The organism is Sphingomonas sp. NIBR02145 (genome assembly GCF_027359115.1).
GTDB classification, from domain to species: Bacteria; Pseudomonadota; Alphaproteobacteria; order Sphingomonadales; family Sphingomonadaceae; genus Sphingomonas; species Sphingomonas kyeonggiensis_A.
This window is the reverse complement of sequence record NZ_CP114791.1, coordinates 467,718-484,308: the sequence shown is the minus strand read 5'-3', so window position 1 is coordinate 484,308 and position 16,591 is coordinate 467,718. Positions and strand designations below refer to the sequence as shown.

At 66.0% G+C, this 16,591-nt stretch carries 16 protein-coding genes; 9 read left to right on the top strand and 7 right to left on the bottom strand.

All coding sequences use genetic code 11. From position 1 onward, the window contains the following. Window positions 1–72 precede the first annotated feature (72 nt). The 4 genes from gltX (at window position 73) to O3305_RS02310 (ending at window position 3,698) form a co-directional block, all read left to right on the top strand. Window positions 73–1,500: a glutamate--tRNA ligase gene (gene gltX / locus O3305_RS02325; RefSeq protein WP_269574974.1), complete on the top strand. Its 1,428-nt coding sequence runs from the start codon at window positions 73–75 to the stop codon at window positions 1,498–1,500. A 33-nt stretch (window positions 1,501–1,533) separates the two neighbouring features. Further along, a complete protein-coding gene (locus O3305_RS02320) occupies window positions 1,534–2,817 on the top strand; it encodes a citrate synthase (RefSeq protein ID WP_269574973.1) in 1,284 nt (427 codons plus the stop codon). A 232-nt stretch (window positions 2,818–3,049) separates the two neighbouring features. Further along, a complete protein-coding gene (locus O3305_RS02315) occupies window positions 3,050–3,292 on the top strand; it encodes a hypothetical protein (RefSeq protein WP_269574972.1) in 243 nt (80 codons plus the stop codon). Window positions 3,293–3,380: 88 nt separating this feature from the next. Beyond that, window positions 3,381–3,698, top strand: a complete 318-nt coding sequence (locus O3305_RS02310) for a hypothetical protein (protein WP_184167169.1) — start codon at window positions 3,381–3,383, stop codon at window positions 3,696–3,698. 41 nt (window positions 3,699–3,739) lie between these two features. On the opposite strand, the gene O3305_RS02305 is transcribed toward O3305_RS02310, so the two are convergent. Genes O3305_RS02305 through O3305_RS02295 form a run of 3 tightly spaced genes read right to left on the bottom strand, consistent with a single transcriptional unit; the run spans window position 3,740 to window position 7,389 of the window. Next, window positions 3,740–5,137, bottom strand: a complete 1,398-nt coding sequence (locus O3305_RS02305; protein WP_269574971.1) for a sensor histidine kinase — start codon at window positions 5,135–5,137, stop codon at window positions 3,740–3,742. Next, the gene (locus O3305_RS02300; RefSeq protein ID WP_269574970.1) at window positions 5,134–6,234 is read right to left on the bottom strand and encodes a DUF2336 domain-containing protein; all 1,101 of its coding nucleotides are present in this window, start codon (window positions 6,232–6,234) and stop codon (window positions 5,134–5,136) included. Before O3305_RS02300 ends, O3305_RS02305 begins: the two co-directional genes overlap by 4 nt. Before the next feature lie 36 nt (window positions 6,235–6,270). Next, window positions 6,271–7,389 carry a hypothetical protein gene (locus O3305_RS02295; protein ID WP_269574969.1) on the bottom strand — a complete coding sequence of 373 codons (1,119 nt, stop codon included), beginning with the start codon at window positions 7,387–7,389 and terminating at the stop codon, window positions 6,271–6,273. A gap of 421 nt (window positions 7,390–7,810) precedes the next feature. On the opposite strand from O3305_RS02295, the gene O3305_RS02290 reads away from it, so the two are divergent. Continuing rightward, window positions 7,811–8,419, top strand: coding sequence for a hypothetical protein (locus O3305_RS02290; protein ID WP_269574968.1), 609 nt, complete (start codon window positions 7,811–7,813; stop codon window positions 8,417–8,419). 51 nt (window positions 8,420–8,470) lie between these two features. On the opposite strand, the gene O3305_RS02285 is transcribed toward O3305_RS02290, so the two are convergent. Then, window positions 8,471–9,667, bottom strand: coding sequence for an exo-beta-N-acetylmuramidase NamZ family protein (locus O3305_RS02285; protein WP_269574967.1), 1,197 nt, complete (start codon window positions 9,665–9,667; stop codon window positions 8,471–8,473). A gap of 116 nt (window positions 9,668–9,783) precedes the next feature. Next, window positions 9,784–10,320, bottom strand: coding sequence for a DOMON-like domain-containing protein (locus tag O3305_RS02280; protein ID WP_269574966.1), 537 nt, complete (start codon window positions 10,318–10,320; stop codon window positions 9,784–9,786). A 51-nt stretch (window positions 10,321–10,371) separates the two neighbouring features. Between O3305_RS02280 and O3305_RS02275 the strand changes: the two genes are divergently transcribed. After that, on the top strand, window positions 10,372–11,310 hold the full coding sequence (locus O3305_RS02275; RefSeq protein WP_269574965.1) for a DMT family transporter: 939 nt from the start codon (window positions 10,372–10,374) through the stop codon (window positions 11,308–11,310). 28 nt (window positions 11,311–11,338) lie between these two features. Here the strand turns inward: O3305_RS02275 and O3305_RS02270 are convergent, their stop codons facing one another. Beyond that, a complete protein-coding gene (locus O3305_RS02270) occupies window positions 11,339–12,085 on the bottom strand; it encodes a glucose 1-dehydrogenase (protein WP_269574964.1) in 747 nt (248 codons plus the stop codon). Between the two features lie 104 nt (window positions 12,086–12,189). On the opposite strand from O3305_RS02270, the gene O3305_RS02265 reads away from it, so the two are divergent. From O3305_RS02265 to O3305_RS02255, 3 genes are all read left to right on the top strand, one after another. Beyond that, window positions 12,190–12,537 carry an ArsR/SmtB family transcription factor gene (locus O3305_RS02265; RefSeq protein ID WP_269574963.1) on the top strand — a complete coding sequence of 116 codons (348 nt, stop codon included), beginning with the start codon at window positions 12,190–12,192 and terminating at the stop codon, window positions 12,535–12,537. Window positions 12,538–12,571: 34 nt separating this feature from the next. Beyond that, a complete protein-coding gene (gene tyrS, locus O3305_RS02260) occupies window positions 12,572–13,798 on the top strand; it encodes a tyrosine--tRNA ligase (RefSeq protein ID WP_269574962.1) in 1,227 nt (408 codons plus the stop codon). Window positions 13,799–13,905: 107 nt separating this feature from the next. Continuing rightward, window positions 13,906–14,226 (top strand): PilZ domain-containing protein, encoded by a 321-nt coding sequence (locus O3305_RS02255; protein WP_184167193.1) that lies wholly within the window; start codon window positions 13,906–13,908, stop codon window positions 14,224–14,226. Between the two features lie 35 nt (window positions 14,227–14,261). Here O3305_RS02255 and recG read toward each other — a convergent pair whose 3' ends face one another. Next, window positions 14,262–16,319 carry an ATP-dependent DNA helicase RecG gene (recG, locus tag O3305_RS02250; RefSeq protein ID WP_269574961.1) on the bottom strand — a complete coding sequence of 686 codons (2,058 nt, stop codon included), beginning with the start codon at window positions 16,317–16,319 and terminating at the stop codon, window positions 14,262–14,264. Window positions 16,320–16,591 lie beyond the last annotated feature (272 nt).

Here is a 16,591-nt window from a genome sequence, read left to right as displayed (position 1 = left end):
GTGAACCCCGTGCTAGGGGCGCCCTCGGTGGCTGAATGGGCCATCGGAAACACAGTTTGGGAGCAAGCTCGGTTGGGCGCAACATCTGATACGGGTGCGAAACAGGTTGTCACGCGGTTCGCGCCGTCGCCTACGGGTTTCCTTCACATCGGCGGTGCGCGCACTGCGCTGTTCAACCTGCTGTTCGCCCGCCACCATGGCGGCAAGTTCCTGCTGCGCATCGAGGATACCGATCGCGCGCGCTCGACCGATCAGGCGATCTCGGCGATCCTGGACGGGATGCGCTGGCTGAATCTCGATTGGGACGGCGAGGAAGTCTATCAGTTCTCTCGCGCCGCGCGGCACGCCGAAGTGGCGCGCGAAATGCTCGCCAATGGCCACGCCTATAAGTGCTTCGCCACCGCCGAGGAACTCGAGGCGATGCGGGCCGAGCAGAAGGCGAACAAGCAGCCGCTGCGCTACGACGGCCGCTGGCGCGACCGTAACGAGAGCGAAGCCCCCGCAGGCGCGCCCTATGTCATCCGCCTCAAGGCGCCACGCGAAGGCGCGGTGACGATCGAGGATCATGTCCAGGGCCCGGTGACCGTCAACAATGCCGAGCTCGACGATCTCGTCCTGCTCCGTTCGGACGGCACGCCGACCTATATGCTCGCGGTGGTGGTCGACGATCACGACATGGGCGTGACCCATGTGATCCGCGGCGACGATCACCTGAACAATGCCTTCCGCCAGCTGCCGATCTATCGCGCGATGGGCTGGGAAGAGCCCGAATACGCGCACATCCCGCTGATCTTCAATCCGGACGGCACCAAGATGTCGAAGCGGAAGAACGCGGTGGCGGTCGACGAGTATCGCGACGCGCTCGGCATCCTGCCCGAGGCGCTGTCCAACTATCTGCTCCGCCTCGGCTGGGGACATGGCGATGACGAGATCATCAGCCGCGAACAGGCGATCGAGTGGTTCGAGCTGTCCGGCGTTGGCCGCAGCCCCTCGCGCTTCGACCTCAAGAAGCTCGAGAGCCTGAACGGCCATTATATCCGCGCGTCTGACGATGCGCGACTGGCCAGCCTGGTTGCCGCGCGACTCGGTTTCGAACTTTCGGAATCGCAGGCCGACCTTCTGCGCCGCAGCATGGCGGCCCTGAAGCCGCGCGCTGCGAATCTCCTCGAACTCTCCGAGGGAGCCGGTTTCCTTTTTCGCACTCGCCCACTGGAATTGGACGAGGGCGCAAAGGCTCTGCTAGAGGGCGACGCGCGGGCTCTTCTGGCTCAGTTGCACACCGCGCTTGACGGCGTGGAAAGCTGGGATACGGAGGCGCTCGAAGCAGCGGTACGCACCGTTGCGGAAGATGCGGGTGTCAAGCTTGGTGCGGCTGCGCAGCCTCTGCGCGCGGCGCTCACCGGGCGACGGACATCTCCGGGCATCTTTGACGTCCTAGCGCTGCTTGGACGCGAAGAGAGCCTGGCTCGCATCGCAGACCAGATGACCGTGCCGGCCTGATCCCAGGCCCGGCCCAAACATAGGACGACGTTTATGAGCGACACCGCGAAGCTGCAGGTTCCGGGGAAGGATGTTGAATATCCGATCCTTTCGGGCAGCGTCGGACCGGACGTCATCGACATCCGCAAGCTCTATGGGCAGACCGGCAAGTTCACCTATGACCCCGGCTTCACTTCGACCGCGTCGTGCGAATCGGGCCTGACCTATATCGATGGCGACGAGGGCATCCTGCTCCATCGCGGCTATCCGATCGGCCAGCTCGCCGAGCATTCGAGCTTCATGGAAGTCAGCTATCTGCTGCTGAACGGCGAACTGCCGAACCAGGAAGAGCTGACCGCGTTCGAGAACACGATCACCCGCCACACCATGCTGCACGAGCAGCTCGCGACCTTCTATCGCGGCTTCCGCCGTGACGCGCACCCGATGGCGGTGATGTGCGGCGTCGCCGGCGCGCTCTCCGCCTTCTACCATGACTCGACCGACATCACCGATCCGAAGCAGCGCATGATCGCGTCGCATCGCCTGATCGCGAAGATGCCGACGATCGCGGCGATGGCCTACAAGTACAGCGTCGGCCAGCCGTTCCTCTATCCGGACAACAAGCTCAGCTACACCGGCAACTTCCTGCGCATGACCTTCGGCGTGCCGGCGGAAGAATATGAGGTGAACCCGGTCATCGAAAAGGCGATGGACCGCATCTTCATCCTCCATGCCGATCACGAGCAGAACGCCTCGACCTCGACCGTGCGCCTCGCCGGTTCCTCGGGTGCCAATCCGTTCGCCTGCATCGCGGCCGGCATCGCCTGCCTGTGGGGCCCGGCGCATGGCGGCGCCAACGAAGCGGCGCTCAACATGCTGCGTGAGATCGGCCGTCCGGAGCGCATCCCCGAGTACATCGCCCGCGCCAAGGACAAGAACGATCCGTTCCGCCTGATGGGCTTCGGTCACCGCGTCTACAAGAACTACGATCCGCGCGCGACTGTGATGCAGAAGACCGTGCGCGAAGTGTTCGATGCGCTCAAGGTCAACGATCCCGTCTTCGAGGTTGCACTGCAGCTCGAGGAAATGGCGCTCAACGATCCGTACTTCATCGAGAAGAAGCTGTTCCCGAACGTCGACTTCTATTCGGGCGTCATCCTCTCGGCGATCGGCTTCCCGACCACGATGTTCACCGCGCTCTTCGCCCTTGCCCGCACCGTGGGCTGGGTCGCGCAGTGGAACGAGATGATCTCGGATCCCGAGCAGAAGATCGGCCGCCCGCGTCAGCTCTACACGGGCCCGACGCAGCGCGACTACGTGCCGGTCGGCCAGCGCTAAGGCAAACCCTTCCCGTCATTCCCGCCAGACAGGCGGGGATGACGGGATACAGGCCCAAAGCCTGTCATGCTGAACTTGTTTCAGCATCCAACTTTCCTCCAGCGATATCGCCCGAGACACCTTGGACCCTGAAACGAGTTCAGGGTGACGATGTGATTTGGCCGGGCGTTTCCCGCCTTCGCCAGCCCCGGAAATTGGGTTAACCATTCCACGCCTCGTTGGAGTCGCCCGAATGCGCCAGAACATCCTGCTCCTGATCGGCATCCTCGGCTTCATTGCCGGCGTGGTGTTCATGCTCCAGGGCCTGGGCGTGCTGCGTGCGCCGAGCTCCAGTCCGATGATCGGCAGCCAGACCTGGGTCGTACGCGGCGGGATCATCGCATTGCTCAGCGCGATCCTGGTGGGCGGCGTCCGCCTCGTCCCCACCCGCGCCGAGCGCAGGGCCGCGCGCCGGGCGGAGCGCGATCTACCTTAACCTCCGCCTACCAACGGGTTCAGCAACGCGACTCGATCGCGACTCTAACGTTCTCTCTTGCGGGAATAGAGAGGAATGGAGAGTTGCAATGAACCTTGCCAAGCTGATCGCCGCGGCCGCGCTTGCCACTGTCGGCATCGCCAGTGCCGCCACGCCGGCCGCCGCCGCGCCGGCACCGACCACCAGCGTGATCGCGCTCGCCGCAGCGGCGCCCGCCGCGCAGGACTGGCGCTACCGCGAGCGCTATCGGGATCGTCACTATGATCGCCGCCATTGGGATCGCGGCCGTCACCGCGGTTGGGATCGTGGTCGCGGCTATGGCTATGACCGCCGCTATTATCACAGCCGCCGCGTCTGCTGGAACGAGTGGCGCCGTGGCCATCGCGTGACGGTCTGCCGTCGCTAACCCGGAATAGTGATGGGGCGTCCGCCGGACCGGCGGGCGCCCTATTGCCGGATCGGCAGGCTGAACACGAAGCGGGCACCCTGCCCCGGCGCGCTGTCGACCATCAGGTCGCCGCCCATCGCCCGGGCAAGCCTGCGGGCAATGTAGAGGCCAAGGCCCGAACCGCCCGGCTCGGTCGGATCGACCCGGCCGAACTTCTCGAAGATCTTCTCCTGGTCCGCCTCGGCGATGCCCTTGCCCTGATCGGCGACGATCACATGGCCGTGGCTGTCGTCGCGCTCGAGCCGGATCCACACCATCGCTCCCGTCGGCGAATAGCGCACCGCATTGCCGATCAGGTTGACCAGCACCTGCAGGGCCCGGCGAAACTCGCCGTGCACGGGCACATGCTCGTCCATCGCCGGCCGGTCGATCCGCACCTCGGCCTGGGCCGCGCGCACCGCGAGCAACCCGGCGGCGCGACGCGCGACATCGGCCAGGTCGATCTCCTCGTCCGCCGTGTCGAAATCGTCGCGCTCGATCGCCTGCAGGTCGACCAGGTCATCGACCAGCCCGAGCAGGTGCCGCCCGGCATTGGCGATGTCGCTGGCATATTCCGCATAGTCGGGCTTGAGCGGCCCCTCGGTCTGCGCGCTGATCGAATCGGCGTTGGCGATGATCTTGCCGAGCGGCCCGCGCAGCGCACGATCGAGCCGCTGGCTGAAGGAATCGGGGAAGCCGCCGAACGGCACCGCGGCGGCCGGTACCGGCGCATCCATCTTGGGCGCGGCGGGACCCACCTGGTCGAGCATATGCGCCGCGCCGACGAACCCGGCAAAGCGCCCGCCCGGATCGGTGCGCGGCGTCGCGGCGAGGCGAACCATCCGCCCCGTCCCGCGCAGTTCGGCCTTCTGCCCGTCGAACCGGCCCTGCGCCGCCACCGCGGTCAGGATCGGCAGTTCGCCGGCCTCGTCCTGCTCCAGCCGGAACAACCGGGTGAGCGGCTGGCCCAGCATGGTCGAGCTGTCGAACCCATAGCGGGCGCCGGCCTCGATCGAGAGGAAGGTGATGCGCAGCGACGCGTCGGTCTCCCACAGCCAGTCGGCCGCCGAACGGAAGAAATCGCCGTCGCGCTCGGGCTCGCTCGCCGGCGCGCGCCAGCCCGGCCGCAGCCGCCAGCCGCTCACTTCGAGCCGCACCCCGCCCTGTTCGGGCTCGGCCCGCACCCAAAGCTCCAGATCGTCCTCGCCATCGGCGGCAATCACATTGCGCGAGATCGCGATGCCCAGCCGCTGCGCGAGACGCGCCAGCGTCGCGATCTGCGGCACCGCCAGCGGGGTACCGATATTGCCGCCGGCGCGCATGTTCAGCTCGAACAGCCGCGCTTCGGCATCGATCAGCCGCCCTTCGGCATCGAGCCGGGCGATCGACAGCGGCAGCGAGGGATCGATGATGTTCACTTCGCCCCTCCCCGCTGGAGAGCGATCAACGCAGCGCGATAATCCGGATCGAGCTTGAGCGGCGCCAGCGCGGCGCGCGCCTCGGCCGGAGCGATCGCGGCGATCGTATCGAGCGTGTCGGCGAATTTCTCGAGGTCGCGGCGCGGATCGGCTTCGCTCAGCGCATAGCCGACCTGGGCCACGCCCTCGCGACCGATATCCAGCGCCCGCAGCGCAAGCCATAGCCGGTCCGCCGCCGGATCCAGCACCAGGTCACGCGCCAGCTCATAGGGCACGCCCATGCCGTGCCCGAGCAGCGCGATGAACAGCACGATCCGCCGGTCCCCCAGCGATTCGACGAGCATGGCCGGGAGCTCGTCCGGCTGGGCATCAATTGCGGCGGCGAAGCGCATCGCGGCGGCTTCGAGCCGATCGCCCTCATCATAGGCGGCAAGGCTGCGCTGCGCCGCGTCGCACAAGACGCGATCGAGCGATTCACTGGCATCGACCACGCGCTCCCGAAGCGCCGCCGCCGTCCACCACACCAGCCGGTGGTGCAGCTCGGCGGGCAGCTCGGTCTGGAATTGTCCCACTTCGGGACTGCCCCGGCGCCGGCTTTCGGCGATCAGCACCGCCATCGCGCTGGCGGCGACGACCCTGTCCGGATGCTGGACGAATCGGTTGATCAGGCTCGGCCGCTCGGGATCGTCCGGCGCGCTCATCGGCAGCGCCGCGCCCAGCATCTCCTGGCGCACCCGCGCGATCAGCTCGCCCATCAGCTCGCCATCACGGAGCAGCCCGGAATTCCACAGTCGTGCGAGCACCGAATTGCCCGGCTCGATCAGCTTGGCGACCAGCAGGGTCTCGCTGCGCCCGGTCAACAACCGTACGGCATGCTCGCGAATCTCGCCTTCCACCGTCTCCACGAGCCCGCGCAACAGCGCGGCCAGGCCTGCGCGGCTATGCTCGTCGAGCCGGGCCTCTTCGGGCAGGAAGAAATCATCAACGGCGACCATCAGACCCTTATAGGCGCGCAACTCCGCAGCCGCCGCACGTGCGAGCAGCTCCCGGGCGCTGACAGCCAGGCCATCGCGCATGTCGATGGGATTCTCCGACATCGACCCCAAGCTAACGGAAATGTCCTTAAGACGAGACTAAGCTTTTTCGCGCGTACCCTCAACTGCCGCAGCGAGCGTGGCGAAGGAATATATCGCAACTGCAGCAAGCCCGATTGTCGCGAATCCGGACAATGCGAAGGGCGAAAAAACCAGCAGGTGCCCCGAGGGGCTCGACCACCAGCGCTTCGGCCGGCTTGGCACGCGTTCGACCAGCCATTGCGCAGCTGCGGCAACCAGCGCGAGCACCGGCGGCGTCGTGCTGCCGCTGGCCGCGAATTCCACCCAGCCACTGAGCAGCACGATCAGGGCGAACAGCGCGAAGATCGCCCATTCGAGCAACCCGGCGCGCTTGTCCTCACCGCGCAGCACCGCCATCGCCGCGCCCGTGGCGAGCGTCGCGGTACCAAGCAGCGCGACGACGCTGCCCGCACCGACCCAGCCCATCGCGGTGCAGACCAGCGAAATCGCCGAAACCACGCCGCCACCGACGCTCACCGCCCAGCCCGGCACGTTCCGCCCCACCAGTTCCGGCAGGACGATACGCGCGGCGCGGGTGAACACCCAGCGATCCGCCCAGTCGGTGCGGCGCTCGGTAAGTGCTGCGAGCACACCGGTGTTGCGCGCAGCCAGCCCCTCGATGCTGCGCTCGACGGCATGGCCGCCCTTCAGCCAGCCCGCGGTCAACCCTACATGCTCGGCGCCCGATTGCGCGGCGACCCGCAGTAGCGCCGACTGGAAATCATAATCCTCGGGCATCTGGGCGATCTGGGTGAGTTGCTCCAGCGAGATGCGCGCGATCCCCGCCCAGCTGTCCCGCATGTCGAGTCGCTCGATCGCGGCGGGCGATGTCGGATCATCGGTGACAAGCAGCGCCTCGCCGCCCGCCTTGGCCATCCGGTCCATCACCGGATCGGTGGTGACCAGCCCGTCAGCCATCACCAGCACCTGCGCGCCGGGCGCGATCTTCTCGGCGGCTTCCTCGGCCGATCGGACGATCTCGATGCGGGGATGGCGCTTGGCGGCGCGATTCACCGCCGCGAGCAACGCCGGGGTCATCTTGCCGACCGCGACCAGCACCTGCTCGGTGCCGGCGCCGAACAGCAGCCGCGCCTGATATTCGAGCAACGTCATGCCGCCGAACGGCAGCGTCGCCATCAAAGTCCCCGGGCGGCCCTCAGCCTCCTCGACCGCAAATATCAGCCCCGCCAACATGATGCGGTGGTTAGGCGGATTGCCGTTGCGAGGCAAATGCCGAGACGGATGCGGTAACACGCCGCGTTTCGGCGGAGCATATGGCACCCCAAGATTACGTCAAATTCATTTTATAATATAACAAAATCATTATCGCATCGTAATTTACAATATTAAGTCACGCATATATTTCATCGCCATTTGCGACGCAAATTCACTTGAACATTCTTAAATCAAATCGCAGCCTATTCACGGATTTGCTTTATCAGAACTTTCGAGTCGCGGCGCACAATCGCCACGCTGGGGCATTTTGCGTCCGAAATGAAGCAAGTCGCCGCATATCAGCGCAAAGTACGGCTTTGTTTTTCGAAAATGGAGATTTGCGATGACCATATCGATCCTTCTCGCCGTCTACGCGTCCAATTCCATGGGGGAAGACGTCACCTCGCAAGTGGCGGCCATGGTTGCCGGCGGCAATGACGACGTTGCCGTGAACAATGGCAGTTTCGGCGATCCCGATTCCGGGGCGACCAAATATTTCCTGGCCTGGTACACCGCCACCGGCCTCAACAGCGGCAACCCCATCGGTCTCGCCGCGGTCGAGAACACAACGGTCGATCTGATCCCCTCGCCCGGCTATCCGGCCTATTATTTCAACACCGCGCCGCAGCCGAGCGTGGCGCAGTCCGCGAACACGCCGTTCCAGGTGAAGCGCGCTATCTATGGCTCGTCCAATAACGGCTTCGACGTGACGGCGATCTGCCAGGCGATCCTGAACCAGGGCGGCCTGATCGTCGATCAGGGCACAACCAACTTCCAGCTCGCGCTCAACAACGAGACCTTTGGCGGCGATCCCGATTACGGGAACTCCAAGTATTTCGCGATGCAATATGAGGTCAACGGCGTCACCGCCTATATCGGCGGCGCGGAAGGCCAGACCCTGTCGCTGGGCCTGATCCCGGCGATCGCAAAGGCGGAACTGGCGGACGCCTGACGGAATTCCGGCGGGTGGTGTTCTCCCTCCCGCCCGCCGGAACCCGTTCGTTCAATAGAGCAGGTGCGGCCGTCGTGCCTCGATCCAGGCAGCCTCGTCGGGCAGCGTCCGCGCGTCGAGATCGCCGGGCTCCGCCGCTGAGTCGTCCACCCATTCGCGCAGGTCAGTGCCGCCGTTGATGACGTCGATCGCCAACTTGTCGAACACATATTCGTACGGGAAATCGCGCCACAGCGGATAATCCCCATAGAGCTTGCGGATCGCCTTGAAGCCCAGCGCCTGCAGCCGCCACGGTCGGAACGCCTGATGGTCATAGGCCGCGCCTTCGGCATGGATGAACACGCCCGAACAAAGCTGCCCCACATGCTTATGGAAAGTCGGTTGGAACCAGAAATCACGCAGCGTGCAGCCCGCCAGCCATTGCGGCGCCAGCGTGTACATGGCGACGATCAGCTTCTTCGCGTCGATATCGGGCGCACCGAACAACTCGAGCGGGCGCGTGGTGCCCCGGCCTTCGGAGAGCAATGTGCCTTCCAGCATCACCGTGCCGGCATAGGCACGCGCCATGTTGACGTTGGCAGCATTGGGGCTGGGATTGATCCAGGGGCGTTCGATCGGCCAGCCGAAGCCGGGCGCGGCGTCGGGCTGCCAGCCTTCCATCTCGATCACCCGATAGTCGACATCGAGGTTGAACTGCCGGATGAACCAATGGCCCATCTCGCCCAGCGTCATGCCGTGGCGCATAGGCATCGGCCCGGCGCCGACGAAGCTCTCCCAGCCTGGAAGCAGCGTCGTGCCCTCCACCGGGCGGCCGGCGGGATTGGGGCGATCGAGCACCCACACGCCCTTGCCATGCTCCGCCGCGGCTTCGAGCACATAGAGCAGCGTGGTGACGAAGGTGTAGATACGGCAACCCACGTCCTGCAGGTCGATCAGGATCGTGTCGAACGTGCCCATCGACTGACCGGTCGGGCGGCGGACCTCGCCATAGAGGCTGAACACCGGCATCCCGTACGTCGGGTCGGTATAGTCCGGCGACTCCATCATATTGTCCTGCAGGTCGCCGCGCACCCCGTGCTGCGGACCGAACACCGCCGAGACATTGAGCCCGGTCGCGACCAGCGCATCGAGCGAGTGCGTCAGATCCTCCGTCACCGAGGCGGGATGGGCGAGCAGCGCGATGCGCTTGCCTTCGAGGGGGCGACGAAGCTCAGGGTCGGCGAGCAGCCGGTCGATGCCGAATTTCATGCGCTGCTGGATGCGGGGAGTTCGAGCATGACGCAAGCCGGATCGTCGCCCGCTCTCATCGGTTTAGCTTGCTATCCTATAGGGAGAGCGCAACTGGCCCTGCCGCCTGCGCTCCGTCAGAAGGCGCTCGCCTGCGCCTGTGCCGGCAATTCCACCACAAATCCCGCCTCGGCATGGAAGTCCGGCTTTCCAGGGCCATGCTCGGAGGACCAATAGGATTTGGTTCCGTCGCATTCCTCGATCACCGCGGTGATCGCCAGCTGCCACGGGCCTTCGAGCGGCAATTCCACCTCCGCCGCCATCACGCCGCCGGACATCCAGGTGCCTCGCGGGCTGCTAACCGGAGCATCGGCCATGCCTTCGCGGTAGCCGGTGAAGCTGTATGCCGCCCAATCGCCCGAGGGCGCGAAATTGAGCTCGAGATACCCCTCGCCCTCCCCGCGCACGAACGCTTCAAAGCAGGTCGACTTCCACAGTTCGTCGCGCCGCGCCGGCGCCTCCGCGGCCGGCGGAAGCACCAGCTGGTCCAGCGGGCCGAAGACGAAATAGCGCAGGCCCAGCAGCTGCGGGGCAAAACGCGTCACCTTCACTTCGATGCGATCGACCGCACTCGGGAAATCGGGATGCGGGTAAAGTGGAACGCGAAGGTGCATGGTGACCTGGTGGCGGTTTGTACGCGCGCGAAGATGCGTTACGGGCCGCGCATGTCCAGTCCTTTCTACCAGTCCCGCACCGGTGTCTTCCTGCTCGCCACGCTTTGCTGCGTGCTCTGGGGCAGCGCCTATCCCGCGATCAAGAACGGCTATGCACTGTTCGGCATCGCCAGGGCGGATACCGCCGCGCAGCTGCTGTTCGCCGGCTATCGCTTCGTCCTGGCGGGTACGATCCTGCTCGCTTTCGCTGCGGCAACCGGCAAGCGGGTTTTTGCCCTGAGCGCCGGCCAGTGGCGCCAGGTAGCGCTGCTCGGCCTCACCCAGACCGGCATCCAGTACGTGTTCTTCTATGTCGGCCTCGCCAACGCGTCGGGCGTGAAGTCGTCGATCATGAACGCCACCGGGGTGTTCTTCAGCGTGGTGATCGCCCATTTCCTCTATGCCGACGACCGGCTGAGCAGCCGCAAGGCGCTGGGCTGCCTGGTCGGATTCCTCGGCGTGGTAGTGGTCAACCTGGGCGGCAACGGCCGTCTCGACTTCGATTTCAGCCTGCTGGGCGAGGGCTTCGTCATCATCGCAGCCTTCGTCCTCGCCGCCGCCTCGATCTATGGCAAGCGCATCTCGCGCGACATGGATCCGCTGGTGATGACCGGCTGGCAGCTCGGCATCGGCGGTCTGATCCTCACTTCGGTCGGCCTTGGCGGTAACGGCCATATCGCCACACCCAGCCTGCCTGCGGCCGCGCTGCTGCTGTATCTGGCGCTGTTGTCCTCGGTCGCCTTCGCGCTGTGGAGCCTGCTGCTCAAGCACAATCCCGTCGGCCTGATCGCCGCGTTCAACTTCCTGATCCCGGTGTTCGGCGTCGCGCTGTCCGCGGTCTTCCTCGGTGAATCGCTGCTCCACTGGAGCTATCTCGCCGCGCTGCTGCTGGTCTGCGCCGGCATCTGGATGGTGACGCGACCACCTGTGCCGAAGCCGGTTGCGGGATGAGGCCGGGTCGCCCCATCCCGCCCCAAGCTCAGCGCAGGCCGCCGCTGGCGGTCAGCTTCTCGCCGGTCAGCCAGCGCGCATCGTCCGAAGCCAGGAACACGGCGATCGCGGCGATGTCGTCCGGATAGCCGACGCGGCCGAGCGGGGTCTGGCCGATGATCGCGTCGAAGAATTCCGAACCGACAAAGCCCGCGGCATGGGTGCCCTCGGTCTCGACCACGCCCGGGTTGATCGCGTTGACGCGGATCTTGCGCGGACCGAGCTCATTGGCGAGCACGCCGGTGATCGCGTCCACCGCGCCCTTGGTGCCCGTGTAGACTGCGGACTCCGCCGGGAAGAGGCTGGTGACCGCTGACGAGATGTTGATCACGCTTGCGCCCTCGCCGAGATGCTTCGCCGCCGCCTGGGTGGTGAGCAGCACGCCGAGCACGTTCACGTCGAAGGTGCGGCGATAGAGTTCCTCGGTCGTCGCATCGAGCGAGGCGAATTCATAGACGCCCGAATTGTTGACCAGCACGTCGAGCCGGCCGAATTCCCTGATCGCGGCATCGACCAGCGCCTGTGCCTGGTCGGCCCTGGCGACATCGGCCTGCACGGCGATCGCCTTGCCACCGGCATCGGTGATGTCCTTCACCACCGCATCCGCGCCGGCCTTGCTCGACGCATAGTTGACCACCACCGCGGCGCCTTCCGCCGCCAGCGACTTGGCGATGCCGGCACCGATGCCCTTGGATGCCCCGGTAACGATCGCGACCTTGTCTGCGAGCTTCGACATGACTGAAATTCTCCATGGGCCGGTCGCCGATATGGCCCCATACTCCCATAGTTCAGAATTTCGGAACTGTTGAACCAAGCTTCAAGAGCCCCTAGATAAAATTCATGCGACCCCTGTTTCACCCTTCGATCGAAGACGTGTCGGTGGAGGCGATCCTCCACGCGCTGTCCGATCCCACGCGCGCGGCGATCTTCGCCCAGGTCGCCGGCCAGGGGTGCGTCCAGGGCTGCTCGACCTTCGCCAGGGTCGGCGATCGCGACATCCCCAAGTCCTCGCTGTCCCAGCATTTCAAGGTGCTGCGCGACGCCGGGCTGATCCATTCGGAGCGCCAGGGCGTCGAGATGCGCAACACGACGCGCTGCGGCGAAGTCGATGCCCGCTTCCCCGGCCTGCTCGCCGCAATTCTCAGCGCGTATGCCGGCAACAAGGACTGCGATACGTCCAAGGCATGACAGGGCCGCTCGGCTCGGCTATGCGGCCCGCATTATGACCGAATTCAAGTCCGATCTGCTCCGCCTGCTCTCCGAACGTGGCTATATCCACCAGGTCACCGACCCGGAGGCGCTCGACGCCCTTGCGACGAAGCAGATCGTCCCCGGCTATATCGGCTTCGACCCGACCGCGCCGTCGCTGCACGTCGGCAGCCTCGTCCAGATCATGCTGCTGCGCCGCCTCCAGCAGGCCGGCCACAAGCCGATCGTGCTGATGGGCGGCGGCACCGGCAAGATCGGCGATCCCTCGTTCAAGGACGAGGCGCGCAAGCTGATGACCGACGAGGTGATCCAGCAGAACGTCGCCTCGATCAAGACCGTGTTCGAGAAATTCCTCACCTTCGGCGACGGCCCCACCGACGCAGTGATGGTCGACAATGCCGAATGGCTCGACAAGCTCGAATACATCCCGTTCCTGCGCGATATCGGCCGGCATTTCTCGGTCAACCGCATGCTCAGCTTCGACTCGGTCAAGCTGCGCCTCGACCGCGAGCAGTCGCTGTCGTTCCTCGAGTTCAACTACATGATCCTCCAGGGCTATGACTTCCTGGAACTGTCGCGCCGCGCCGCGTGCCGCCTGCAGATGGGCGGGTCGGACCAGTGGGGCAACATCGTCAACGGCATCGAGCTCGCCCGCCGCGTCGACGGCACCGAGGTCTACGGCGTCACCACCCCGCTGATCACCACGGCGGACGGCGGCAAGATGGGCAAGACCATGTCGGGCGCCGTCTGGCTCAACGACGACCAGCTCTCGGCCTTCGATTACTGGCAGTTCTGGCGCAACACCGACGACCGCGACGTCGGCCGCTTCCTGCGCCTGTTCACCGACCTGCCGCTCGAAGAGATCGCCCGCCTCGAGGCACTTGAGGGCGCCGGCATCAACGAAGCCAAGAAGGTCCTCGCCAACGAAGCCACCGCCATGTGCCGCGGCCGCGCCGCAGCCGATGAAGCCGCCGAGACCGCCCGCAAGGTGTTCGAGGAAGGCTCGGCCGGCGGTTCGCTCCCGACCTTCGCGGTCGAGGGTACCGGCATCAACGTGGTCGACGCCCTGATCGCGCTCGAGCTCTGCGCCTCCAAGGGCGAGGCCCGCCGCAAGATCGCCGAGGGCGCGATCCGCGTCGACGACCAGGTGGTAAGCGACCCGGCCTATGACATCCCGGTGACGAGCCAGGTCAAGCTCAGCTTCGGCAAGAAGAAGCACGGCCTGCTCGTACCTGCGTAACCTTCCGGATGCTCCGATAAGTCGGTGTTAAGCAGCTTCGTTGCAATGAGATTCACGCGGTAACAGTATCACCGCAACCGTACCTCAAGCGTTTTGTGAGGCGTGGCGTGAGTTTTGGATCGAACCTGGCTTATTCGGAGCCCCGGCGGGAAGGACGCGAAGACGTCTACTACCGCGCGCGCGCGTTCGGTCCCGACGCGAAGCAGCTGAATTTCATCATCGTCAACATCTCGCCGCACGGCCTGATGGCGCGCTGCGAAGACGAGTTCCAGACCGGCGACCGCATCCGCGTGGTCCTGCCGCATGCCGGCACGGTGGTGGCGGAAGTCCGCTGGGCGCTGGGCGGCCGCATTGGCTGCCAGTTCGAGCGCGCGATCGACCTCGCCAGCTATTACGAGCTGATCTCGGTGATGGTGAAAGCGAAGTAGGTTCCCATTCCCCTTCCTTCCAGGGAGGGGAGAATTTACCCCGCCCGCAACAGGCTCACCGCTGCATCCCGCTCGAACAGGTACAGCGCCACCCTCGCCGCCTCCCCGCGCGGCGATCGTAGCGCCCGGTCCTGGTCCTCCAGCAGCCGCGCATCGCCATTCGCCGCCGCGATCAAGGTCGCCAGGCTCTCCGGCGTCGCCAGCCGAAAGGTCTGCTCGCCCGACTGGCGCGTGCCGAGGATCTCGCCCGCGCCGCGCAGCTCGAGGTCGCGCTCGGCGATCAGGAAGCCGTCGGTGGTGTCGCGCATCAGCGCCAATCTCGCCCGCGACGTCTCGCTGAGCTTGTCGCCGCGCAGCAGGATGCAGTGCGACTGCCCCCCGCCCCGCCCGACCCGCCCGCGCAGCTGGTGGAGCTGGGCGAGGCCGAACCGGTCCGCCGCCTCGATCACGATCAGTGTCGCATTGGGGACGTCCACGCCGACCTCGATCACCGTCGTCGCGACCAGCACGCCCAGCTCGCCGCTGGCGAAGCGCGCCATCACCGCGTCCTTCTCCGGTCCCTTCATCCGGCCGTGGACCAGCCCGACCTTGGCGCCGAACTTGGCGGTGAGCGTCGCCGCGCGATGCTCGGCCGCGGCGAGATCGGTCTTCTCGCTTTCCTCGACCAGCGGGCACACCCAATAGGCCTGCTTGCCCGCCTCCAGGTGCCGCCCCAGCCCGGCAACGACCGCGTCCAATTTGTCCTCGGCGATCACCGTGGTCTGGATCGGCTGGCGGCCCGGCGGCATCTCGTCGAGCCGGCTCACATCCATCTCGCCATGCGAAGCGAGCTGCAGCGTGCGCGGGATCGGCGTCGCGGTCATCACCAGCAGATGGGGCGGCACCTGCGCCTTGGCCTGGAGCATCAGCCGCTCGGCCACACCGAAGCGGTGCTGCTCGTCCACCACCACCAGCCCCAGGTCGCGATACGTCACGCCCTGCTGGAAGATCGCATGGGTGCCGACCAGGATGTCGATCTCGCCCGCGGCGAGCCCCATCAGCGTCGCCTCGCGCACCTTGCCCTTGTCGCGCCCGGTCAGGATCGCGATCCGCACATCGAGCCCGGCGAGCATCCGCGACAGATTCTCGTAATGCTGCCGCGCCAGGATCTCGGTCGGCGCCAGCATCGCGCCCTGCGCCCCCGCCTCGGCGGCGATCAGCAGCGCCATCGTCGCGACCAGCGTCTTGCCCGCGCCGACATCGCCCTGGAGCAGGCGAAGCATCGGCTGGCTCTGCGCCATGTCGCCCTCGATCTCGCGGATCGTCCGCGATTGGGCGCCGGTCGGCGTGTACGGCAGCTGGAGCCTGTCGCGCAGCCGCCCGTCCCCCTGCAGCGAGCGCCCGCGCTTGGCTCGTGCCTCGCCGCGCACCAGCATCAATGCGAGCTGGTTGGCGAACACCTCGTCATAGGCGAGCCGCTCGCGCGCCTTGGCGTCGGCCGGATCGGCATGGATGCGGGTCAGCGCTTCCTTCCAGCCCGGCCATTGGTGCCGCTCCTTCAGGCTCGGCTCGATCCATTCGGTCAGGTCGGGCGCGCGCTCGATCGCCTGGGCGGCCATCGCCGCGATACGCTTCGAGGTGATGCCTTCCGAACAGGGATAGACCGCCTCGCGCCCGCCGCCCTCGGCCTCTTCGGGCACGACGACCTCGGGGTGCACGATCTGCAATTCCTGGCCATATTGGTCGAGCCGGCCGGACACCCAGCGCTTCTCGTTGAGCGGCAGCAGCTTCTTCGCCCAGCCCGAATTGCCGCCGAAAAAGACCAGGCTGACGAAATTGCCATGCGTGTCGACCGCCTGCACCCGGGCGGGCGAGCGCGGGCTGCTGCCGAAGCGATAATTGGCTGCGGTCAGCTCGATCGCGATGATCCGGCCGACATCGGACGCCATCAGCTCGTCGCGCGGGATACGGTCGATGAAACCGGTCGGCAGATGGAAGGCGACATCGACCACCCGCGCCAGCCCGAGCCGCTCCAGCGGCTTGGCGAGCGCGGCGCCAATGCCCTTCAGCGCCGTGACTTCGGCGAAAAGCGGATTGAGAATGTCGGGCCGCATTGGCCCCGACCTAATCGCTGCAACGGCGCGCCGCTAGGGGGCGATATGAGCCAGCCGGACATTCGGGATGCAAAGCCCGAACTTGGGTCGGGACCGCATGTTCTTATCGTCATCCCCGCGAAGGCGGGAATCCATTCTGGCGGCCCGAAGTGAGTCCCATTGCCCGCAGCGGCAATGGATCCCCGCCTTCGCGGGGATGACGGGAGCAATTCCGAAGACTCGTGCAGGCTCTATAGCCAGCCTTAAATCCAGAGCTGGTCCCCGGCCTTCGC

Excerpts from the sequence above, each read along its gene's own strand:
- O3305_RS02285 (WP_269574967.1), bottom strand. The coding sequence starts at position 9,667 with ATGAAATTCGGCATCGACCGGCTGCTCGCCGACCCTGAGCTTCGTCGC.
- O3305_RS02280 (WP_269574966.1), bottom strand. The coding sequence starts at position 10,320 with ATGCACCTTCGCGTTCCACTTTACCCGCATCCCGATTTCCCGAGTGCG.
- O3305_RS02265 (WP_269574963.1), top strand. The coding sequence starts at position 12,190 with ATGCGACCCCTGTTTCACCCTTCGATCGAAGACGTGTCGGTGGAGGCG.
- O3305_RS02290 (WP_269574968.1), top strand. The coding sequence starts at position 7,811 with ATGACCATATCGATCCTTCTCGCCGTCTACGCGTCCAATTCCATGGGG.
- O3305_RS02315 (WP_269574972.1), top strand. The coding sequence starts at position 3,050 with ATGCGCCAGAACATCCTGCTCCTGATCGGCATCCTCGGCTTCATTGCC.
- O3305_RS02320 (WP_269574973.1), top strand. The coding sequence starts at position 1,534 with ATGAGCGACACCGCGAAGCTGCAGGTTCCGGGGAAGGATGTTGAATAT.
- O3305_RS02310 (WP_184167169.1), top strand. The coding sequence starts at position 3,381 with ATGAACCTTGCCAAGCTGATCGCCGCGGCCGCGCTTGCCACTGTCGGC.
- O3305_RS02270 (WP_269574964.1), bottom strand. The coding sequence starts at position 12,085 with ATGTCGAAGCTCGCAGACAAGGTCGCGATCGTTACCGGGGCATCCAAG.
- recG (WP_269574961.1), bottom strand. The coding sequence starts at position 16,319 with ATGCGGCCCGACATTCTCAATCCGCTTTTCGCCGAAGTCACGGCGCTG.
- O3305_RS02300 (WP_269574970.1), bottom strand. The coding sequence starts at position 6,234 with ATGTCGGAGAATCCCATCGACATGCGCGATGGCCTGGCTGTCAGCGCC.
- O3305_RS02295 (WP_269574969.1), bottom strand. The coding sequence starts at position 7,389 with ATGGCGACGCTGCCGTTCGGCGGCATGACGTTGCTCGAATATCAGGCG.
- tyrS (WP_269574962.1), top strand. The coding sequence starts at position 12,572 with ATGACCGAATTCAAGTCCGATCTGCTCCGCCTGCTCTCCGAACGTGGC.
- O3305_RS02275 (WP_269574965.1), top strand. The coding sequence starts at position 10,372 with ATGTCCAGTCCTTTCTACCAGTCCCGCACCGGTGTCTTCCTGCTCGCC.